The sequence below is a fragment of the Pseudomonas sp. S2_H10 genome (assembly GCF_054668285.1).
In genome coordinates, this window is record NZ_CP162754.1 from 477,262 (window position 1) to 499,457 (window position 22,196).

15 protein-coding genes and 1 tRNA gene are annotated in these 22,196 nt (G+C 63.0%); 5 read left to right on the forward strand and 11 right to left on the reverse strand.

Going from position 1 to position 22,196, the window contains the following annotated elements; all coding sequences use genetic code 11:
- Window positions 1–107: 107 nt before the first annotated feature.
- Window positions 108–1,133, reverse strand: coding sequence for an NAD-dependent epimerase/dehydratase family protein (locus tag AB4O16_RS02095; protein WP_460156858.1), 1,026 nt, complete (start codon window positions 1,131–1,133; stop codon window positions 108–110).
- Between the two features lie 272 nt (window positions 1,134–1,405).
- Between AB4O16_RS02095 and AB4O16_RS02100 the strand changes: the two genes are divergently transcribed.
- Window positions 1,406–2,176, forward strand: a complete 771-nt coding sequence (locus tag AB4O16_RS02100; protein WP_460156859.1) for a DUF3313 domain-containing protein — start codon at window positions 1,406–1,408, stop codon at window positions 2,174–2,176.
- Between the two features lie 303 nt (window positions 2,177–2,479).
- Here AB4O16_RS02100 and AB4O16_RS02105 read toward each other — a convergent pair.
- The 7 genes from AB4O16_RS02105 to fdnG all read right to left on the reverse strand — a co-directional run bounded on the left by AB4O16_RS02105 (window position 2,480) and on the right by fdnG (window position 11,574).
- Window positions 2,480–2,575: transfer RNA gene (locus AB4O16_RS02105), tRNA-Sec, on the reverse strand.
- A gap of 19 nt (window positions 2,576–2,594) precedes the next feature.
- Window positions 2,595–4,502, reverse strand: coding sequence for a selenocysteine-specific translation elongation factor (selB, locus tag AB4O16_RS02110; RefSeq protein ID WP_460156860.1), 1,908 nt, complete (start codon window positions 4,500–4,502; stop codon window positions 2,595–2,597).
- Window positions 4,499–5,929, reverse strand: a complete 1,431-nt coding sequence (gene selA / locus AB4O16_RS02115; RefSeq protein WP_460156861.1) for an L-seryl-tRNA(Sec) selenium transferase — start codon at window positions 5,927–5,929, stop codon at window positions 4,499–4,501. Before selA ends, selB begins: the two co-directional genes overlap by 4 nt.
- 51 nt (window positions 5,930–5,980) lie before the next feature.
- Window positions 5,981–6,907, reverse strand: a complete 927-nt coding sequence (fdhE, locus tag AB4O16_RS02120) for a formate dehydrogenase accessory protein FdhE (RefSeq protein WP_460156862.1) — start codon at window positions 6,905–6,907, stop codon at window positions 5,981–5,983.
- Window positions 6,908–6,910: 3 nt separating this feature from the next.
- Window positions 6,911–7,576: a formate dehydrogenase subunit gamma gene (locus AB4O16_RS02125; RefSeq protein ID WP_460156863.1), complete on the reverse strand. Its 666-nt coding sequence runs from the start codon at window positions 7,574–7,576 to the stop codon at window positions 6,911–6,913.
- On the reverse strand, window positions 7,573–8,508 hold the full coding sequence (gene fdxH / locus AB4O16_RS02130; protein WP_160386750.1) for a formate dehydrogenase subunit beta: 936 nt from the start codon (window positions 8,506–8,508) through the stop codon (window positions 7,573–7,575). The genes AB4O16_RS02125 and fdxH overlap by 4 nt, the downstream gene beginning before the upstream one ends.
- Window positions 8,509–11,574 carry a formate dehydrogenase-N subunit alpha gene (gene fdnG / locus AB4O16_RS02135; RefSeq protein WP_160386748.1) on the reverse strand — a complete coding sequence of 1,022 codons (3,066 nt, stop codon included), beginning with the start codon at window positions 11,572–11,574 and terminating at the stop codon, window positions 8,509–8,511.
- 310 nt (window positions 11,575–11,884) lie between these two features.
- Here fdnG and AB4O16_RS02140 point away from each other — a divergent pair, with 310 nt between their 5' ends.
- The 4 genes from AB4O16_RS02140 (at window position 11,885) to AB4O16_RS02155 (ending at window position 16,179) form a co-directional block, all read left to right on the forward strand.
- Window positions 11,885–13,039 (forward strand): MalY/PatB family protein, encoded by a 1,155-nt coding sequence (locus tag AB4O16_RS02140; protein WP_460156864.1) that lies wholly within the window; start codon window positions 11,885–11,887, stop codon window positions 13,037–13,039.
- A 235-nt stretch (window positions 13,040–13,274) separates the two neighbouring features.
- Window positions 13,275–14,132, forward strand: a complete 858-nt coding sequence (locus tag AB4O16_RS02145) for an SDR family oxidoreductase (RefSeq protein ID WP_160386744.1) — start codon at window positions 13,275–13,277, stop codon at window positions 14,130–14,132.
- 74 nt (window positions 14,133–14,206) lie between these two features.
- Entirely contained in the window at window positions 14,207–14,818 is a 612-nt protein-coding gene (locus tag AB4O16_RS02150) for a Yip1 family protein (protein WP_160386742.1), read from the forward strand.
- Window positions 14,818–16,179 (forward strand): cation:proton antiporter, encoded by a 1,362-nt coding sequence (locus AB4O16_RS02155; RefSeq protein ID WP_160386740.1) that lies wholly within the window; start codon window positions 14,818–14,820, stop codon window positions 16,177–16,179. The genes AB4O16_RS02150 and AB4O16_RS02155 overlap by 1 nt, the downstream gene beginning before the upstream one ends.
- On the opposite strand, the gene AB4O16_RS02160 is transcribed toward AB4O16_RS02155, so the two are convergent.
- Genes AB4O16_RS02160 through AB4O16_RS02170 form a run of 3 tightly spaced genes read right to left on the reverse strand, consistent with a single transcriptional unit; the run spans window position 16,157 to window position 21,979 of the window.
- Window positions 16,157–18,076 carry a hybrid sensor histidine kinase/response regulator gene (locus AB4O16_RS02160; RefSeq protein ID WP_460156865.1) on the reverse strand — a complete coding sequence of 640 codons (1,920 nt, stop codon included), beginning with the start codon at window positions 18,074–18,076 and terminating at the stop codon, window positions 16,157–16,159. The two genes, AB4O16_RS02155 and AB4O16_RS02160, sit on opposite strands and share 23 nt — an antisense overlap.
- Before the next feature lie 13 nt (window positions 18,077–18,089).
- Window positions 18,090–20,378, reverse strand: coding sequence for an ATP-dependent DNA helicase (locus AB4O16_RS02165; RefSeq protein WP_460156866.1), 2,289 nt, complete (start codon window positions 20,376–20,378; stop codon window positions 18,090–18,092).
- Complete coding sequence (locus AB4O16_RS02170; protein ID WP_460158108.1) at window positions 20,375–21,979, reverse strand: VRR-NUC domain-containing protein; 1,605 nt, start codon at window positions 21,977–21,979, stop codon at window positions 20,375–20,377. The genes AB4O16_RS02165 and AB4O16_RS02170 overlap by 4 nt, the downstream gene beginning before the upstream one ends.
- Window positions 21,980–22,196 lie beyond the last annotated feature (217 nt).

A 22,196-nucleotide genomic window follows, 5' to 3' on the forward strand; every position in this document is an offset into this window, starting at 1 on the left:
TCCATCGCCGGCAAGCCGGCTCCTACAGGATTTGCGTGTTTCCCGGGATTGCGTGAAGAACCTTTTTTCCTGATCACCACATCCCTCTGTGGGGGGTGTGGTGCCTTTCAGGGGGTGATCTGCCCGTTCATCCGCAACCAGTCTTCGGAACGACGCAAGCCGTCCTCAAGGGTCACCTTCGGTTCATAGCCGAGCAAACGCCGCGCCTTGGCAATGGAGATATCGCCGCGGCGGGCGAGCATGTACATGGTGTCCGGGGTGACTTCGCTATTGACCCTGAGCACGCCGTTGATCCGCCAGATCAGGCCGGTCAGCGCTGCCGCAAGACCCAGTGGCAGCGTGCGCGGTGCACCGCTGCGCCCTGCCCAGCGCCAGTGATTGGCGAAGAACGCCTTGCAAGTGGTCGGGCTGGCGCTGCTGAGGTGGAAAATATGTCCCCGCGCCTGATCCAGCCCCGCCGCCAGCATGATGCCGTCGAGCAGGTCCTCGACATACACCGGGGTAAAGACACCCTTGCCGCCATTGGGCAAAATCAAGGCGCCGGCCTTGGCCATCTTCAAGGGTTCAATCAGCCAGGCGCGCGAGCCCGGCCCGTAGACATCCCCCGGGCGCACCACGGTGCAATCGATTTCCCCCGCGGCATGGCTGGCCAGCACCACGTGCTCGCTCGCGCCCTTGGCCACGCCATAGCGATACTGATCGCCGATGACCACATCGCACGATTCGTCGGCCATGTCCGGATAGGTCCAGCCCAGCGCCGCGATCGAAGAAATGTGCACAAAACGCTTGGCACCGCCGGCAATCGCGACGTCGAGGCAATTGCGTACACCCCGCACCGACACTTCCCGATAGAGTTTCCAGGGGGCGGCCAGCGACACCACCGCCGCGGTGTTGATGAACAAGTCGCATCCCCTGGCATGTTCGGCCCAGACCTGAGGCTGGGTGAGGTTGCCGGCCACCACATCGTTCTCCGGGTCGGCAAACAGGTCCATGCCGCGCACTTGTGCACCCAGGGCCTTGTAGCGCTTGAGCAGTGCCTTGCCGATAAAACCGTTGGCGCCGGTGATGAACACCGAACGGGGTACCTCTGGCGTTTGCCCGCCCGCACCAACGGGTATGTGTGCTTTTGTCATACGAGATCCTTGCGACGGGCCCAGGGCCGTCACGCTGAGTGCTGTTTTTTTTAGAGTGAGGGATCACGCAGATCCATGCCTAGCTTGATGCACCCTGGCCCGGCGGATTGTCCATTTCGCGCCAATTTCCCATCAGATCATGCCAGCGTAGTAAAGCCGGGCCGACTTTGTGCAAAGGTAAACCTTCGCAACTAAACCCGATTCTGTGAACTACCCTTGAGCCTGGCCTTTCAACCCCTCCGCAATCCCTGATGCAACTAAGGAAGAACTGCATGAATCCACGCTTGAGTACATTGACGCTCGGTGTCGCACTGATCGTATTGGCCGGCTGCTCGTCCACCTCGCAGCCAGGCAGAAGCACTACCCTGGGGGAAAACCTGACCGGTTCCGGTTTCATGGAGGACGTCTACCCGAAAATGAAAGATGGCCAGGGAGACGAGGCGCTGCGACTGTATCGCAACCCGAAATACGCCGACAAGGCGGCCTTTGCCCAATACAACAAAGTGCTCCTGGACCCGATCAAGTTGTACGGCGGACCCAAGTCCAGACTCAAGGATGCACCGGCGGCCGACACTGCCGCGATTTCGCAGAACTTCCAAAAGCTGGTGGCCGAGCAACTCGGCAAGGACTACAAGATCGTCGATCAACCGGGGCCGGACACCCTGCGAGTCTCGGTGGCGATCGTCGATGCGGAAGCGGCTGATTCGTCGATGAAAGCGGCGTCCTACATTCCCATTCCCCTCGGCCTGCCGGGCGCCAAGGCCGCCGCGATGCAAACGCTGACCCACACCACCGGCAAACCGCCGTTCAGCGGGCAAGTGACCATCGAAGGCAAACTGGCCGATGCCCAGACCGGCGAAGTCATCGCCGCCGAGATTGACCGCCGCGTGGGGGCCCGCAAACCGATCATCGGCCTGTTCGAAAGCAGCACCTACGACTCCTGGAGCGATGTCAAAGAGGCCGGCCGCTACTGGGCCGAACGCCTGCGTAATCGGCTTTGTGAGCGGCGTGGTGCAACCAATTGCGTCGTAGCCACCGAGTAAATCCTGCAACGTGACTGCCGCGATCCCTGTGGGAGCGAGCCTGCTCGCGATGGTCGTCAACGATGACGCGTACTTCCCGGGTATACGCGGCGAACTGGCGATCATCGCGAGCAGGCTCGCTCCTACAGGGGGCCGGGGTGGATCGACCATAGTGTCAACGCCGGAGATTATTGTGGGAGCGAGCTTGCTCGCGATGGTCGTCAACGATGACGCGTACTTTCTGGGTATACGCGGCGGACTGGCGATCATCGTGAGCAAGCTCGCTCCTACAGGGGTGGGTGGGTGAGGAAAGGTGGGGTTGATTGGCGGAAGGCAGCCGGAGTCGAACCTGCCCGGGAACGGATGCCGTCCCCAACCGGGTTTGAAGCCCGGCCGCGCCACCGGGCGCGATTGCCTTCCTTGAATTCCTGCGCCTGGATCAGGGCTCGTTGCGTTGGGCCAGCGCATTGTCCGGGCGAACCTGGCGACGATCGCCAAAACGCCGGGTCAGGCCGATGCGGTCGAAGTACTCCAGTAGCTGGATGCTGCGCTTGCGCCCCAGGCCCACCGCATCACGAAACGCCGTCACCTGGATCACCGGGTTGGCGTCCGCCAGTTGCAACAGCATAGCCGCCAATTGGCGAATCATGCTGTCGGTGTAGAACAGGTCGCGCACCACTTGATGCATCAGCCCCAGGCGCGCCATTTTGCGCAGTAAGCCGCGCACGGCGGCCTCGTCATGTCCCAGGTCACGCACCCACGGCGGTGCGAACCCGGCCTGTTCGAACAACGGCTGCAATTGTCGCCACAGGGCCTGGTCGTCTTCGCTCAAGTGCACCTGATGCCCGGGCAGATGCAACCACGGGCCACTGCTGCTGATCTCGGCGCTGGCCAGCAACTCGTCGAGCAGGCTGATGAACGTCGAGCGTTCCAGCGCGCTACCGCTGAACCGGCGCAGGCGATCGCGGTCCGGGCCCATCTGGTCCGGTTCCAGCTGGTGGAAACGCGTGAGGTGCTCCAGCACTGCGACCTTCAAGGCTTGCCAACGGCTGGCACTGAACAGCAACGCGCCCTGGCGGGTGTCGATCAAGCGCACGTCAGCGGGCAACACCCAACTGCTGCGCGGTTGATTGAACTGCCGCTCCAGACGCTGCGGATCGAGCCCGGTGTCGCTGTGGGCCAGCAATGTCGGCAGCACCTCTTCGAGTTTTGCGCTGTTCGCCAGCGCCTGCAGTTGCGCCAGCCGTTCGGGACTGCGGCGCTGGCGGGTGGGGGCAAACGGATCGAGCACCCGGCCGCCACCCAGGGTACGTTGGGCACTCTGATCGCGCAGGATCAGCGGGTCGCCCTTCACCGCATGCACCGGTGAATTGAGCAACAGTTGCGCAAACATGCGGCCTCCGGGCACCAGGCTGGAGCCTTCGAGCAAGGCGACTCGCGCGGTGACGTCCTGGGTGCCGAGGTGCACATGCACCGGTTGAAAGTGCTCGAAGGCCCGGGACTCGCCCGTAAGCAGGCGCATGTCGATGTCCACGCGCTGGGTCGGCGCATACAAACCGTCAACCAGCAACCAGTGGCCGCGATGGATGTGCTCCAGCGCCAGCCGTTCGGCACTCAGGTTCAACGCCACGCGCTGGCCGGCAAAGGCGCGGTCGGCGATCTGGTTTTGCGCATGCAGGCCGCGAATGCGCACCGGTTTGCCTTGTGGCCCCAGCAGCAAGGTGTCGCCCACCGCGACCTGACCGGACAGCGCCGTGCCGGTCACCACGATACCCGCCCCGGCCACGCTGAAGGCTCGGTCGATCGCCAGGCGAAACCCACCGTCGATGCTGCGTTGCGCCACGTCCCGCTGGGCATCGAGCAACGCCTTGCGCAGGGTTTCGATGCCCTCGCCCGTCACGCTCGACAGCGCCATCAGCGGCGCATCGGCATACGGCCCCGGCGCCAGTAGTGCGCTGACCTGCTCGCGAACGATCTGTACCCGGGCGCCATCGACCCGGTCACATTTGCTGATTGCCACCAGCGCCCGTGGAATCCCGAGCAACTCGACAATCGCCAGGTGCTCGCGGGTCTGCGGCATCACGCTGTCATCGGCCGCCACCACCAGCAACACCAGATCGATGCCTTGCGCGCCGGCCAGCATGTTGTGGGTGAAGCGTTCATGCCCGGGAACGTCGATGAAACCGGTCAACTGCGCGTCCGGCTCCAGCGCGGCGTACAGGTAGCCGAGGTCGATGGTCATGCCGCGCTCACGTTCTTCGCGGCGCCGGTCACCCGCCTGACCGGTCAGCGCCTGGAGCAGCGCCGTCTTGCCATGGTCGATGTGCCCTGCGGTGCCGACGATCACCCTGCCCGGCCCTCCACCTGCAATTGATCGAGTTGCGCCAGCCACGCCGGCTCGTCGTCCAGTTGCCGCAGGTCCAGCCACAGGGCGTCATCGTCGATGCGCCCGAGGACCGCAATCGGCAAGGCGCGCAAGGCCTCTTCCAGGGTCAACAGCGAGCGCCCGCGCAAGCGTTTTGAGGTCAGCGGACGCAGACACAGCGCGGCGCTGGCCAGCCGCGCCACCGGTTGGCTGCCGCTGCCGATCATGCCCAGTGCCGGCATGGCGCTGACGCTCCAGCCCGCCCCCAACACCTGGGCGAGCGCCGGCCGCAAACGCTCGGCCTGGGCGAGGATATCGGCTTGTGGCCGGGTCAACAGGCGCAGGCTCGGCAAGCGCTCGGCCAGTCGGTCCGGGTTGCGGTACAAGCCCAACACCGCTTCCAGCGCAGCCAGGGTCATTTTGTCGACCCGCAGCGCACGCTTGAGCGGGTTCTTCTTGATTTTGCCGATCAGTGCCTTGCGCCCGACAATCAACCCGGCTTGCGGTCCGCCAAGCAATTTGTCGCCACTGAAGGTGACGATGTCCGCGCCATCGAGCAGCGCCTGGCGCACCGTCGGTTCGGCGGGCAGGCCCCAGCGGGTCAAATCCAGCAGGCTGCCGCTGCCGAGGTCCTCGAGCAGCGGCAGTCCATGTTGGTGGGCGATTTGCGCCAGTTCGGCGGTCGGCACGCTCGTGGTGAAGCCCTGGATGCTGTAGTTGCTGGCGTGCACGCGCATGATCAAACCGCTGCGCGGGCCGATGGCGGCCTCGTAGTCGCGGGCATGGGTGCGGTTGGTGGTGCCGACTTCATGCAGCTTGACCCCGGCGCGAGCCATGATGTCGGGGATGCGGAAGGCGCCGCCGATTTCAATCAGTTCGCCCCGGGAAATAATCCCTTCCTTGCGCGCGCCCAGGCTGTTGAGGGTCAAGAGCACCGCGGCGGCATTGTTGTTGACCACGGTCACCGCTTCGGCGCCGGTGAGTTCACGGATCAAGCCTTCGATCAGGTCGTCGCGGTCACCGCGCTTGCCGCTGCGCAGGTCGAATTCGAGGTTGAGCGGATAACGCGCGGCCATTTGCACCGCCTCGATCGCCTCTTCGGGCAACAGCGCCCGGCCGAGGTTGGTGTGCAAGACCGTGCCGGTCAGATTGAACACCCGACGCACCTGGCTGCGATGCAAGGTTGCCAATCGCTCGCCAACCCTGCCCGCCAACACGTCGGGGCTGACATCCACAGGTTCGAGCAACCCCTGCAGCCCCCCTTCGCGCAACTCATCCAGCAATTGCCGCAAGGCGCCCAGCAAGGCGTCGCGGCCATAACGCTCGGCCAAAGGCCGGCACGCCGGATGCCGCAACAGACTGTCGATGGAAGGTAGACGCAGGGGTTGGCTGGCACCGCGTGCAGACATCTGGCGCTCCTGAAAACGAATGACCGTCGCGCCAGAGTGTAGACGCTGCGGTTATTCGTCTCCCGGCGCCAGCAACAGATTCGGTGCCAGACGCTGATAACCGTCCTGGCTCAGGCGGATGTCGAGCATCAGGCTGGACAGGTCCGCCGACAACGCTTCGGCATCCGCATCGTTCTCCAGATAGAGCAACTTCAGGTAGCTGTTGCAGCCGGGGCAGACCTCGGCGCGCAACGGCGCCTGGTTGGCGGCATGGCGGTCATCTTCAAGGCTGAGGTATTCCAGGCCCTTGCTCTGTTCGCAATACACGCACTTGACCCGCACTACATGCCACTCGCAGGCGCACAGTGAACACACCAGATAACGCAGGCCATTGTGCTTGCCGCGATGGCGGATGACCCCGGCCATGGCCGGCGAACCGCAGGCCGGGCACTGGCTGAGGCTGTCGCCGGGCGTCAGTTGCAGATTGCGCGTGCTCAACAGCCAGTGGCTCCAGGCCGTTTGCAGCGCCGCGCCGAGAAACGGCACCAGCGCCGCCGGCACCAGCGAATACTGGCCGCTGACCAGTGCCACTGCCCAGGCGCGGCGTTGCCCGGCACTAGCCAGGCGCAAGGAGTCCACGGCATCGGCCACGGCGGATGGCGACGGTGCGCCATAGCGCTGCAGCAAGGCATCGAGGTAAAGCTGCCAGTCGTCTTCGCGCGCCAGGCTGTCGGCGGCGAACGGCGGCAGGCCGTGTTGCTGGCACAACTCGATGCGTTGTCGGTCAAGGGGTTCACTTGAGGGCGGGTCGTCCAGCACCTGTTGCTGCGCCCGGCACAACCCGGCGATCAGGCGCAGGTAATCGGCCAGCGGGTGCCCTTCGGCCAGCGTGTCCAGACGCCGGGCGCGCAGGCTGAACAGGTCGTGCGGTGGCATGTACAGAAACGGCGGCGAACTGGCCGCCGCTTCGATTTCGCCGGGTTCGAGGATGGTTGGCAAATGTCAGCCCTTTTTGGTGATCGGTCGCGCGGGAGCCTCGTCGCGGGTCTCGTCCTGAGTCACTTGGCGATACCAGAGCTCGTGGTGCTTCTTCGCCCAGGCGCGGCTGACCCGGCCGTGCACCATGGCGCTGACCGAGCCCTTGATCCAGATCCCGGCATAGATGTGCACGATGATGCTCAGGATCAGCACAAAACCGGCCAAGGCATGCAGCAGCATCGCCCAGCGTATCGCGGTGATGCCGAAATACGCGCTGAAGTAGGCACGCCAGATCACCAGTCCGCTGAACAACAGCACCAGCATGCACAGCAGTAAAGTCCAGAACAGCAGCTTCTGCCCGGGGTTGTACTTGCCGATGGGCGGCACGCCCTCCTCCTGGTTCAGCATCACCCGGTCGATGCGCCGGAGCCACAGGCGATCGTTGGCGATGAAGTAGTTGGCGCGCCAGAAGCGCAACACCAGGCCGAGGAACAGCAGGAACATCAACACACCCATGAACGGATGCAGGATGCGTGTCCACGGTCCGCCGCCGAACAGGTTGCTCAACCAGAACAGCGCCGGGTGGAACAACGCCAGCCCGGACAACCCGGCCATCAGGAACAGGATCGCCACCAGCCAGTGATTGGTGCGCTGGTTGCTGGTGTAGCGCAGGATCGTCTTGTTGCTCATGGCCTGCCCTCTCCACGGGGATCGAAGGTGTGCACCGACGGATCGACTTCGTGCACGGCGGTGTCCGGTGGGTCCGGATGCTCATCCTCTTCGACGATTTGCGGGCCGACGCGCACGTAGTGGAAGAACCCGGCCAGCACCGCCGCGCCCATGGCCAGCAGCGCCAGCGGTTTGCTGATGCCTTTCCACAGCCCTACCAACGGACTGATCGCCGGGTGATCGGGCAAGCCGGCGTACAGCCTGGGCGTATCGGCATGGTGCAACACATACATCACGTGGGTGCCGCCGACACCCTCGGGGTCATACAGACCGGCGTTTTCAAAGCCCCGGCTCTTGAGGTCGACGATGCGCTCGGCAGCATGTTCCTTCATGTCGTCCTTGGTGCCGAACACGATGGCACCGGTCGGGCAGGTTTTCACGCAGGCCGGTTCCAGACCGACCGCCACCCGGTCCGAACACAGGGTGCACTTGTAGGCCTTGTGATCCTTTTGCGAAATGCGCGGGATGTTGAAGGGGCACCCGGTGATGCAGTAGCCGCAGCCGATGCAGTGGTCCTGATCGAAATCGACGATGCCGTTGGCGTGCTTGATGATCGCCCCCGGGCTGGGGCACGCCGCCAGGCAACCGGGTTCGGCGCAGTGCATGCAGCCGTCCTTGCGGATCAGCCATTCAAGGTTGCCGGCGTCGGTCTCGTGCTCGGTGAAGCGCATCAAGGTCCAGGTTTCTGCCGTGAGGTCCTGCGGGTTGTCGTAGGTGCCGTGGTTATGGCCGACCTCGTCGCGCAGCTCGTTCCATTCCGAACAGGCCACCTGGCAGGCCTTGCAGCCAATGCACTTGGTGGTGTCGATCAGCTTGGCGACTTCTTCCATGCCGCGCACCGAGGGCGCGGGAGTGGTGGTGGCCGAGCGGGCAATGATGTCTTGGCTGGCCATTCAGACTTTCTCCACATTGACCAGGAATGACTTGGATTCCGGGGTCTGGGTGTTGCCATCGCCGAGGAACGGCACCAGGGTGTTGGTCAGGTAACCGTGGCGCGTGAGGCCGGTGAAGCCCCAGTGCAGCGGAATGCCGATCTGGTGCACCACCTGATTGTTGACCTGCAGCGGACGAATCCGCTTGGTCACCACGGCCACCGCTTCAATGAAGCCACGCTTGCTGCTGACCCGTACCCGATCACCCGCGGCGATGCCTTTCTCCTTGGCCAGCACTTCGCCGATTTCCACGAACTGTTCGGGCTGGGCGATCGCGTTGAGCTTGCAGTGCTTGCTCCAGAAGTGGAAATGCTCGGTCAGCCGGTAACTGGTGGCGGCGTACGGGTAGTCCTTGGCCACGCCGAGGGTATCCCAGACCGAATCGAAGATCCGCGCCGCCGGGTTGCTGGTGGCTTTCTTGTTGTTCGGGTGCAGCGGGTTGATGCCGATCGGCGTTTCGAACGGCTCGTAGTGCTCGGGGAACGGGCCTTCGTTCATCTTGTCGACGGCGAAGAATCGCGCCACGCCCTCGGGGTTCATGATGAACGGGTTCATCCCCGCTTCCGGCGGCACGTCGGCCTTGTAGTCCGGCACGTCGGTGCCGGCCCAGGCCTTGCCGTTCCACCACACCAGGCGTTTTTTCGGGTCCCACGGCTTGCCTTGCAGGTCGGCCGAGGCGCGGTTGTAGAGGATCCGCCGGTTGGCCGGCCAGGCCCATGCCCAGCCTTGGTGTTGATGCATGCCGTAAGGATCGGCATTGTCGCGGCGGGCCATCTGGTTGCCGAGCTCGGTCCAGCTGCCGCAGAAAATCCAGCAGCCGGACGCGGTGCTGCCGTCGTCCTTGAGCTGGCCGAAACCGGCCAACTGCGCGTTGGCCTTGATCGCCGCGCCCGTGGCGTCGGTAAAGTCCGCCGTGGCCGAGCCGTTGATTTCCCTGGCCAGTTCTTCCGGCGAAGGTTCTTCGGCGATCTTGTACGGCCACGTCAACTTGAGCAGAGGGTCGGGAAACTTGCCGCCATTGGCCTGGTAGCGCTGACGCAGACGCAGGAACAATTCACTCATGATCCGTATGTCGGTGCGCGCTTCGCCAGGGCCGTCGGCGCCCTTCCAGTGCCACTGCAGCCAGCGACTGCTGTTGACCAGCGAACCGTCCTCCTCGGCAAAGCAGGTGGTGGGCAGGCGAATGACTTCGGTCTGGATGTCGGCGCTCTTCACATCGTTGTACGGCCCGACCTTTTGCCAGAACTCCGAGGTCTCGGTGGCCAGCGGGTCCATCACCACCAGCCACTTCAGCTTGGCCAGCGCCAGCATCACACGGTTTTTGTCCGGCAGCGCGGCGATAGGGTTGAACCCCTGGCACATGTAGCCGTTGACCTTGCCTTGCCCCATCAGATCGAACACCTTGAGGATGTCGTATTGGGGGATGTCGAGTTTCGGCAGGTAGTCGTAGGCCCAATTGTTCTCGACCGTGGCATTGGCGCCGTACCAGGACTTCATCAGGCTGACGTGGAACTTGCCGTAGTTCTGCCAGTAGGACAACTGCCCCGGACGCAACGGTTTCTGCGTGCGCTTGACGATGTAGGCGTTGTAGTCCTGTTCGGCATCGCCCGGTAGCGTGAGGTAGCCCGGCAGCGAGTTGGACAGCAGCCCCAGATCGGTCAGCCCCTGGATGTTGGAGTGCCCGCGCAAGGCATTCACGCCGCCGCCCGGCATGCCGACGTTGCCCAGCAGAAGTTGCACCATCGCTGCACTGCGGATGATCTGCGCGCCGATCGAGTGCTGGGTCCAGCCCAGCGCATAGAGAATGGTCATGGTCTTGCCCGGTTGCGAGCAAGTGGCGATTTCCTCCCAGATTTTCTGCATGGCATCGACCGGCATGCCGCAGATCTGGCTCGCCAGGTCGATGTTGTAGCGGCTGTAGTGCTGCTTCATCAATTGATAGACGCAGCGTGGGTCCTGCAAAGTCGGATCGACCTTGGCAAAACCGTCCTCGCCGAGTTCATAACCCCAGCCGGATTTATCGGTGTACAGGCGTTTTTCGGCGTCATAGCCGCTGAAGATCCCGTCCTCGAAGCCATAGCCGGCTCTGACGATGAACGACACGTCGGTGTAGTTGCGCACGTATTCGTGCTGGATCTTGTCCTCGGTCAGCAGGTAATTGATCAACCCGCCCATGAAGGCGATGTCGGTGCCGGTACGGATCGGCGCGTAATAGTCGGCCACCGAAGCGGTCCGGGTAAAACGCGGGTCGACCACGATCAGCCGTGCCTTGTTGTGCGCCTTGGCTTCGGTCACCCATTTGAAGCCGCACGGGTGCGCTTCTGCTGCGTTGCCGCCCATCACCAGGACCAGGTTCGCGTTGGCGATATCGGTCCAGTGGTTGGTCATGGCACCACGGCCGTACGTCGGGGCAAGACTTGCCACCGTCGGGCCGTGTCAGACACGCGCCTGGTTATCGAACCCCAGCATGCCGAGACTGCGCACCACCTTGTGGGTGATGTACCCGGCTTCGTTGGACGCCGCCGAGGCCGCGAGGAAACCGGTGGTCAGCCAGCGGTTCACCGTTTGGCCATTGGCGTTTTTCTCGATGAAGTTGGCGTCGCGGTCGGCCTTCATCAGGTCGGCGACGCGATCGAGCGCTTCATCCCAGGAGACGCGGGTCCACTCGGTGCTGCCGGGCTTGCGTACCTGCGGATATTGCAGGCGTCCGGGGCTGTGGATGAAGTCCAGCAGGCCCGCGCCTTTGGGGCACAGGGTGCCGCGGTTGACCGGGTGGTCGGCGTCACCTTCGATGTGGATGATGTTTTGCGCGACATTCTTCGCATCATCGCCCTGGCTGTACATGATCAAGCCGCAACCGACCGAGCAATACGGGCAGGTGTTGCGGGTTTCATGGGTGTGGGCGAGCTTGAAATGACGCACCTGTTCGGCAAAGGCAAGCGTCGGGGCCATGCCCAACGCGCCCAGGCTAGAGCCTGCAAGGCCGATACCGGCGACCTTGAAGAACTGACGACGGCTGAGATCCATCGTGCACTCCTGATCAGGTGGGACCCGGTACGTGGCCGGGCTTTTTTGAACAACCACGGTTTCGGCAGTCTGGCTGCCGACACTTCAAACTTTAGTCAACCGGTTGGCGTTCTGTGTGAAAACCGACCGTCGGGCAAATCCCGGTTGGCGTCCAAGGAACACAAACTGTGGGAGCGAGCTTGCTCGCGATGGCGCAGGGTCAGACAACATCAATGCTGACTGTGCTGGCCCCATCGCGAGCAAGCTCGCTCCCACAGGGCTTGGGGATTATCATGGTCGCCATTCCAATCCGGCTTTTACGAGACTGCGCATGACTTTCGATTTTGATCAGGTGTTCGACCGCCACCACACCGGCAGTACCAAGTGGAGCCGCTACCCGGCCGATGTGTTGCCGATGTGGGTCGCCGACATGGATTTCGCCGCGCCGCCGGTGATCGTCCAGGCCCTGCAAAAACGACTGGAACACCCGATGGTCGGCTACAGCGTGGCCCAGGATGACCTGCGCGAGGCGATCGTCGCCGACCTCTGGAACAAGTACGCCTGGCGTGTCGAGCCCCAGGAACTGATCTTCCTGCCGGGCGTCGAGTCCGGTTTCAACATGGCGTTGAAGGCCCTGGTGCAGGCGCCACAGAACGTCGTGGTGCAGGTTCCGAACTACCCGCCGCTGCGCCATGCACCCGGGCACTGGGGCCTGAACAAGGTCGAACTGGGTTTCGATGCCCTGGCTGATGGCACCTACAGCACGCCGCTCGATACCCTGAGCCAGTCGTTGCAAGGCGGCGGCGCCCTGCTGCTGAGCAACCCGCACAACCCGCTGGGCAAGGCCTTCCCCCGCGCAGAGCTGCAAGCCATTGCCGACATTTGCCTTGAGCACGGTGCCTGGATCATCTCCGACGAGATCCACGCCGAGCTGTGCTTCGACGGCCGCCAGCACATTCCGATGGCCACGTTGAGCCCGCAGGTCGCCCAGCGCACCATCACGCTGATGTCCGCGAGCAAGGCCTACAACATCGCCGGCCTGAAGACCTCCTTCATGATCATCCAGGATCGCCACCTGCGCGAGAAGGTCAACCACGCCCGTTGCGGCATGGTCGACAGTGTCAATCCGCTGGGCATGGAGGCCACTCGCGTCGCCTACAGCGAAGCCGCACCCTGGCTGGCGGAGCTGAAGGTCTACCTGCAAGGCAACCGCGATTTTCTCGCCGAGGCCGTGCGCACCCGCCTGCCCGGCGTCACCATGAACCTGCCGCAAAGCACCTACCTGGCATGGCTCGACTGCTCGGCGCTGGGGCTGGACAACCCGCAGCAGTTCTTCCTCGAGCAGGCCAAGGTCGGCTTGAGTGCCGGCCTCGACTTCGGCGATGACTGCAAGCAATTCGTGCGCCTGAACTTCGGCTGCCCCCGCTCGCTGCTCGAAGAAGGCATCGCGCGGATGGAGCGCAGTTTGCGCCACCTCAAGGCCTGATCGATCCCCGAAAATCCCTGAATATCCATGAATATCCCTGTAGGAGCGAGCCTGCTCGCGATGGACTCAAGAGCGCCGCGTTTAGTCAGCGAACGCGCGTTATCGTTAGCGACCATCGCGAGCAGGCTCGCTCCTACAGGGATTGGTGGTTTCCCGATCGAAAATCCAGTCGAACTCCAGCCAAAACGCCAGGGTCAACCTTCTGACACCCTGGCCTCGAGACTGGAGATCGATAATGACCGACTATCCAAAACCGCCCTTCCCCAAGCAGCATCAGCCGGTTCCCGGCACTCAGCGCACCATGGACCCCGTTCCGGATTGCGGCGAGCATTCCTATAAGGGCTCCGGTCGCCTGGCCAACAAAATCGCCCTGATCACCGGCGGCGACAGCGGCATTGGCCGTGCGGTCGCCATCGCCTTCGCCCGTGAAGGCGCCGATGTGGCCATCGCCTACCTCAACGAACATGAAGACGCCAAGGCAACCGCGCACTGGATCGAACAGGCTGGCCGCCAGTGCCTGTTGCTGCCGGGAGACCTGGCGCAAAAGGCGCACTGCCAGGCCCTGGTGGAGAAAACCGTGGAGCGCTTCGGCCGCATCGACGTACTGGTCAACAACGCCGCGTACCAGATGACCCATGACAGCCTCGAAGACATATCGGACGAGGAATGGGTGATGACCTTCGACGTCAACATCACCGCCATCTTCCGGATCTGCCAGGCAGCCCTGAAACACATGAAGCCCGGCAGTTCGATCATCAACACCAGTTCGGTCAATTCCGACCTGCCGAACCCGACGCTGCTGGCGTACGCCACCACCAAGGGCGCGATCGCCAATTTCAGCGCCGGCCTCGGGCAAATGCTCGGGCCCAGGAACATCCGCGTCAACAGCGTCGCCCCCGGACCGATCTGGACGCCGTTGATCGTCTCGACCATGCCTGAGGAGACGGTACAGAACTTCGGCGCCAACACCTCCCTTGGGCGGCCGGGCCAACCCGTGGAAGTCGCGCCGATCTACGTGCTGCTGGCCTCGGATGAGGCCAGTTACATCACCGGCCAGCGCTACGGCGTCACCGGCGGCAAACCGATCCTGTGACCGCGTCGAAAAATTGAACCGGCGACGTCCTCCAGCGCTCCACAGCGTATAGACACTGATCGCTGGAGGTCGTCATGTCCGCACCCATTGTCAAACTGTTCACTCAACCGAACTTCGCCTGGCTGGATATCCGCAAGGAAGAAGAAGCCCATCCACGTCATTACCTCGCGCATCTGTTGCTGCTGGCCCTGATTCCCGCCGTGTGCCTGTTTTTCGGCACGACCTACGTTGGCTGGAGCCTGGCGGAAAACGAAACCGTGCGGCTCAGCACCCACAGCGCACTGCAACTGTGTGTGCTGCTGTACCTGACCATCGTTGCCGGCGTCGTGGTCATCGGCGCATTCATCCGCTGGATGTCTCGCACCTTCGAGGCGCGGCCAACGCTCAACCAATGCATCGGCTTTGCTGCCTACACGGTAACGCCGTTCTTCATTGCCGGCCTGGCAGGCCTGTACCCCAGTCGCTGGCTGGCGATTGCAGTGCTGGCCGCGGCATCGGCTTATTCGACGTTCCTGTTGTTCATCGGCTTGCCGACCTTCATGCACGAGCGCAAGGAGCAAGGCCTGCTCAACGCCGCTTGCGTGTGGGGTGTCGGGCTGTTGGTGTTGGTAACGATCCTGGTCACGATGATCCTGGTGTGGTTCAACGTGCTCACCCCTGAGTACCTGCGCGCGCCTGTCGGTTGATGGGCTTCACGGCGTGGGTGGCGGTGCTGGGCGCCGTATTGCTGACACTGGCGCTCACCTCGTCGTACCTGCGCTGGTTGCCCGTGACCACCTCGGCGGTCTGCCTGGTGCTGGGCGTGGCCATCGGACCGTCGGGCCTGGGTTTGCTCAGGCTGGATATCAAGGACGCCGCCTTCTGGATGGAGCATCTGTCGGAAGTAGCGGTGCTTTTTTCCCTGTTCGTCTGCGGGTTGAAGTTGCGTCTGCCCCTGGGCGATCGCCGATGGCGGGTGGCATTTACGCTGGCGGGACCGGTGATGATCCTGACCATTGCCGGTGTGAGCCTGCTGCTGCATTTCGGGTTTGGATTCGCCTGGGGGCCATCGCTGTTGATCGGGGCGATCCTGGCACCCACCGATCCGGTCCTGGCCTCGCTGGTGCAGGTCAGCGATGCCAAGGACTACGACCCGGTCAGGTTCGGGCTCACGGGTGAAGCCGGTCTCAACGACGGCAGTGCATTCCCTTTTGTCATCCTCGGTTTGCTGTTTCTGCAACAAGGTGAGCACGCGGGTGCGTGGCTCGACGAATGGGCGCTCAAGCGGCTGCTATGGGCCGTGCCCGCCGGCTTGCTGACCGGTTATTGGATGGGGCGCGGCATCGGCCGCCTGACCCTGTTCATGCGCATAAAGAATGCCGACAGCACCTTTTCCCCCAATGATTACCTGGCCCTGGCCTTGATCGCACTGGCCTATGTCGTGGCCGAAACCCTTCAGGGCTACGGGTTTCTTTCGGTGTTCGCCGCCGGCCTTGGCTTGCGCCAGGCCGAGGTCAGTACCAGCAGTGACACCCGCACACCGGCGGAACATCTGGTCCAACCGGTGGTCGGTCATCAGCATGTCGAGCCGGAGGCCGCCGTGGCCGGCAATGTCGACCACCTGGAAGACAAGCAAGTCGCCGCCGGGATCATGATGGGCGACATGCTGTCGTTCGGCAGCCTGGTGGAACGGGCCATGGAAGTGTTCCTGGTGACCTTGCTCGGGGTCGTGCTGACTGCACACTGGGACTGGCGGGCACTGGTGGTCGCGCTAGTGCTGTTCGCGGTGATTCGCCCGCTGATGGTCTGGCTGATGCCATGGGGCTCGCTGCTCAACGGCCCGCAACGCTGGTTGATCGGCTGGTTCGGCATTCGCGGCATCGGCAGTTTCTACTACCTGTTCTACGCCTTGAACCACGATCTGTTGCCATCAGTGGCCACCTTGTGTGCCGACCTGACGCTCTCGGTGGTAGCCATGAGCATCCTGCTCCACGGCATCAGCACCCAGCCGATGCTGGCCCGCTATGAACAGCACAATCGCCGCGTCATTTCATCGCCAGGGCAATGATTTCCACCAGGTTGAGTTGGGTATAGGGTTTCGACAAGCGCGGCAGATGGGCGGCAAAGCCCTCCAGCCGTTCGGCATAACCGGTGGCGAGGATGATCGGCACGTTCGGTCGAATGATCCTGATGGCATTGGCCAGTTGCGCGCCGCTCATCTGGGGCATGGCCATGTCGGTGATGACCAGGTCGATCTCCGGTTCACGTTCGAACAGATCCAGCGCCGTGGCACCGGACGGCGCACTGATGACCCGGTGCCCGAGGTCCTCGAGCAGCAGGCTGGTGCTGGTCAAGACCAGGCTGTCATCGTCTACCACCAATACGCACAGGCGAGGCACCGTCACGTCCACTTCCCCGGCAACCGGCTGGACGACCGCATCGTTGGTAGCGACGGGCAACCAGAGTTCGGCGGTCGTGCCCTGATCCTTCTGACTCTTGAGAATGAAGCGTCCGCCCAGTTGTTCGATAAACCCGTGAACCATCGACAACCCCAGGCCCGTGCCTTTGCCGACGCCCTTGGTGGTAAAGAACGGGTCCATCGCCGAGCCCAGCGTGGTTTCATCCATGCCCTCGCCCGTGTCGGCAATGCTCAGGCAGACGTAATGCCCGGGCACCAGAGATGAGGAAACGCTGTCGCTCACTTCATGGTTTCTGGCGCTGAAGATGATGGTCCCGCCGTTGGGCATGGCATCGCGGGCGTTGGTCGCCAGGTTCAGGACGGCCAGTTCCAACTGGTTGAGGTCCGCCATCACCGGTTCGAGATCGGCGGGAAACTGCGTTTCGATTTTCACCGAAGGCCCCAGGGAGCTGCGCAACAGCCCGGAAATGCCTTCTACCAATGCCGGTATCTGCACCGGTTCCGACTTGAGTTCCTGGCGTCGGGCAAACGCCAGCATGCGCTGGGTCAGGGACACACCGCGCAAGGCGCCCTGGGTGGCGTTGTCGATCAGGCGGGTGACCTTGGGATTGTCCGTCACCCGCTTGCGCACGATTTCCAGATTGCCGAGGATCACCGTCAACAGGTTGTTGAAGTCGTGGGCGATGCCGCCGCTGAGCTGACCAATGGCCTGCATTTTCTGCGCCTGGAACAAGGCCTCACGGGTTTGCTCCAGTGCCTGCTGCGCCTGCGTGGCTTCAGTGATATCGCGGGTAATCTTGGCAAAACCGAGCAGGGTGCCGGTGTCGCCCCAGATCGGGTCGACAACCACATGGGCGAGGAACCGCGTACCGTCCTTGCGCATCCGCCAGCCCTTGTTTTCAAAGCGCCCTTCACGCACGGCAATGTCCAGCGTGCGTTGTGGCTCCTGGGCCTCGCGATCTTCCGGGGTATAGAACATCGAAAAATGCTGGCCGATGACTTCTTCCGGCAGGTAACCCTTGATGCGCTGGGCGCCGGGGTTCCAGTTGCTCACGCGTCCGTCCGGCGTCAGCATATAGATCGCATAGTCGGTCACGCTCTGCACCAGCAGGCGGAACTGCTGTTCGCTTTGCTTGAGGACTTCCTCGGCCATCTTGCGGTCGGTCAGGTCGCGGGTGATCTTGGCAAAACCGAGCAAGGTGCCCGACGGGTCGAGGATCGGATCGATGACCACATGGGACCAGAAACGCGTGCCGTCCTTGCGCACCCGCCAGCCTTCGCCTTCGAAACGTCCTTCGCCGATCGCTGTGTCTAGCGCCCGCTGCGGCAGGCCGGCGCGGCGATCCTCGTCGGTGTAGAAGCGCGAGAAATGCTCACCGAGGATCTCGGCCTCCTCATAGCCCTTGAAACGCCTGGCGCCGGCGTTCCAGCTGGTAATGATGCCGTCCGGATCAATCATGTAGATCGCGTAGTCGATCACCGCATCGATCAATAGCCGAAAACGGCCGTCTTCGATGGCACTGACCCTGGTTCGATCTTCGCTCATTGATCCCACCGCCTCATGGTTTCTCTGGAGTATGCGTCATACCGGGAATTTGGACAGCCCACCAACGCGGCAGCAACTGCCTGACCTTGCTCTCGCCGAAGCGGTCGTCGATCAACATCACCACCCCCTGGTCCTGTTGCGTACGGATAACCCGCCCGGCGGCCTGCACCACTTTCTGTACGCCGGGATACAGATACGTGTAATCGTAGCCGGAACCAAAAATGGCGGCCATGCGCCGTTTCATCTGCTCGTTCACCGGATTGAGCTGCGCGAGCCCCAAGGTGGCGATAAATGCACCGATCAACCGCGCACCGGGCAAATCGATGCCCTCGCCAAAGGCCCCGCCCAATACAGCAAAGCCGATGCCCTGGCCGTCGGCGTGGAATTGATCGAGAAACTGCTGGCGTTGCGTTTCGCCCATGCCTCGGGACTGCGACCACAGGCTGATGTGCGGATGCTTCTCGGCCAACAACTGCGCCACTTGCTGCAAGTAATCGAAGCTGCTGAAAAACGCCAGGTAGTTGCCGGGGCTCTTGCAGAACTGTGCGGCGATCAAGTCCACGATCGGTGCCAGGGAGGACTGGCGATGCACGAACCGCGTGGAGATCTGGTTGACGATGTGCACCTGCAGTTGATCGGCATGAAACGGCGACTCGACATCGATGCACACCGTATCAGTCGGCGTGCCCAGTAAATCGGCGTAATAGTGACGGGGGCTCAGGGTCGCGGAAAACAGCACCGTGCTGCGCGCGGCCGTCAGGCGCGGGCGGATGAAGCCTGCGGGCACCACATTGCGCAGGCACAGCAGCGACAGATTGCGCTTGCGCTCGAGGTCGCGCTTGCTGATGTCGAACAGGAACTGCTCATCGAACAGCTCGGCCACCCGGCAGAACTGCAGCATGTCGAAGTAGAAGCCCTGCAGTGCGCTGTCCAGCCCTTGCGGGTGATCGTTGAGGTAGTCACCGATGCTGGCGCTGCACGATGACAGTGCCTGAAGGAGCTTTTCCGGCGCCTTGTCGTAGGCCTGGTAGGCGCCGGTTTGCGTGCCATTCAAGGCATTCCACTCACGGTTGACTCGCTGCATCGGCTTTTTCAGCACGTCGGGTGCGGTTTTGCGCACGCCGTTGAAGGTCCCCTGGTCGAGGCTCGCGCTGTACATCTGCCGGCCGCGCTCCACCAGGTTGTGGGCTTCGTCGACCAGCACCGCGACTTTCCAATTGTTGGCCTGGGCCAGACCGAACAGCAGCGCGCTGAAGTCGAAGTAATAGTTGTAGTCGGCCACCACCACGTCGGCCCAGCGCGCCATTTCCTGGCTCAGGTAATACGGACAGACGTCATGCGCCAGGGCGACCTCGCGCAAGGCGCTCTGGTCCAGCAGGCTCAGTCGGCTGGCCGCCTGCCGTGCGGCGGGCAGGCGATCGTAGAAACCCCGGGCCAGTGGACAGGACTCGCCGTGGCAGGCTTTGTCCGGGTGTTCGCAGGCCTTGTCCCGGGCGATCATCTCCAGCACCCGCAACGGCGGCGCATCGGCACTGGCCACAATCACCTGCGCGGCGTCCAGGGCCAGCTTGCGGCCCGGGGTCTTCGCCGTGAGGAAGAACACTTTGTCCAACTGCTGCGGCGCCAGTGCCTTGAGCATGGGAAACAGGGTGCCCAGGGTCTTGCCGATGCCCGTGGGCGCCTGCGCCATCAGGCAGCGCCCGGTGCTGACGGCCTTGAACACCGACTCGGCCAGATGGCGCTGCCCCGGCCGAAAGTCGGCGTGGGGAAAGGCCAGGCGTTGCGCCGCCAGATTGCGCCCGTCGCGATGGGCGACTTCCTGCTGCGCCCATTGCAGAAACCGCGCGCATTGGCGTTCGAAGAATTCCTGTAACTGCGCGGCCTCGAAGGGCTCGACCAGGCAGGTTTCCCTTTCGCTGACGATGTCGAAATACACCAGCGCCAGGTTGATCCGCGGCAGATCGAGTTTGCGGCACATCAACCAGCCGTAGATTTTCGCCTGGGCCCAATGCAACTGGCGGTGGTTGGCCGGTTGTTTGCTCAGGTCCCCGCGGTAGGTCTTGACCTCCTCCAGGCAGTTTTGCGCCGGGTCATAGCCATCGGCCCTGCCCTTGACCGTCAGGGTTCGATACAGGCCTTCAAGGGCGACTTCGCTTTGGTAGCCCTCGCTGCGTCGCGAGGCCACCGTACGGTGCCCGACGATGCCCTCCAGCGCAGTGGGCGACGGTGTGAAGCGCAGGTCGAGGTCGCCGGTCTTGGCGGTGAACTCACACAGCGCCCGCACCGCAATGCTGTAGCTCAAGCGCCCTGCTCCGCCCATTGCACGTAGCACACGGTGATCGGCATCTGGTGCTCGTGGCAGAACTCCAACCAACGCAACTGGTTGTCCTGCAGGCGATCGCCCGGGCCTTTGACTTCGATCATGCGGTAGGTCTTTTGCTGCGGCCAGAACTGGATCAGGTCCGGCATGCCGGCGCGATTGGCCTTGATGTCCAGCAGGAGGCGGTTGAACCAATGCTTGAGGTGCTCAGCCGGCAGGCAATCGAGGGCCTGCTCCAGCAGCGCCTCGTCAAGCACGCTCCAGAACACGAACGGCGACTGCACGCCCCACTTGGCCGCATAACGTTCGCGGATGGTCTGCCGATAGCGCCCGTCGTCGAGTTCGGCCAGGCACGCGGCAAACAGCTCGGCCCGGCGGCCATGGAAGTCTTCGCTGAGCAAATCCACCGGCCCGCGCTGGAACGGGTGAAAAAACGCACCCGGCAAAGGCGCGAAGATCGCGGGCCAACACAGCAGGCCGAACAGTGAATTGACCAGGCTGTTTTCGACGTAGTGCACCGGTGCCGAATCCTCCGCCAGATGCGCCTGAACGTAAAACTCGACCGACATTGCCGGGTCGAGCCTTGGCAATTGCAGGTCCAGGCGCTGCATGTGCCGAGGCGCCGCGCGCTTGATCGGCGGCCCGCCGAGCTTGCGTCGCAGGCGTGGCAACACGCGAAGCAACTGTTGTTGCTCGGCGGCGCTCTGCGGTGCCTGTTCAGCCTGCATGGCCAGATCCAGAGCCCGTTCAAACTCACCGCTGCGTTCCAGCACGCGAATCAGCCGCGAACGCGCACCGGGATAGGCGCATTCGCGGTAGAGGTTCAGGGCCATGGCGAAATCGGCGATGCGTTCGCAATGCTGGCCCATCTGGAACAGCAGCCTGGCGCGCCGGCGTTGCAGCCACGGGTTGTCCAACACCAGCCTGTTGATGCGCCCGGCCACCGCGTCCAGCGCTTCACCGGCCTCGAATTGTTGCTGGTACGCGTGCAGGAGGACGCAGGCATCCACGTCTTCGCGGCTGCGCAAGCCCCGGGACTCGGCGCAGAATTCGACTTTTTCGTAGGTATAAATGCCCAGGTCGGCGAGGACGAACTCCGACCAGTCCTGATACAGGTTGCCGAAGAACATCAGGCGCAGGCGATCGCACAACTCCATGATGGTCAGGCTGAACAGGCGTTCGTCCAGGCTCGGGCACCACTCTTTGAAGCTTTGCGCCTGGGGAAACTGCTCGCACAGCGCTGGCAACCAATCGGCTTTCTTGCCTTTGGGCTGATCGATGACTGGACCAAAGGCCTGGAGGATTTCCCCCTTGAGCAGCACCTCGAACAGCGTTTCGACCGTCAACGGCATTTGCTCATCGACCCAGCCAAGCGCCAACAGCGGGCCGGCGGCGCTGACGATATCGCCGATTTCCTCGTAATGCAGTTTGCTCGCCCTGAAATGAATGCCCTTGCGCATGACCATTCTGACCAGCAGTGCCTGCGATTCACGGGGCAACAGCCTAAACTCAAGAACGAAGCACAGCTCCTCGGCGCTCAGCACATCGGCAAAGCGCTGTTCAAGCCAATCAAGCACTTGCATGAAGTTGTTAAGGTAATAGAACGGATCGTCTAGCGGATTTGCAGTCACAGGAAATGGGCCATGGCGAGCGAGTACTGGTTATGCGTACAGATACCAGTTCCGCCCCACCCGGTGCAATCGGAAAAGGATAAATGGAGGCGCTGTAAGGAATATTTCCCGGGCGGCAGAACTTTCTGCCCCCTGGCGGCACCAACCGCCATGGGAGTGCAGTGACAGG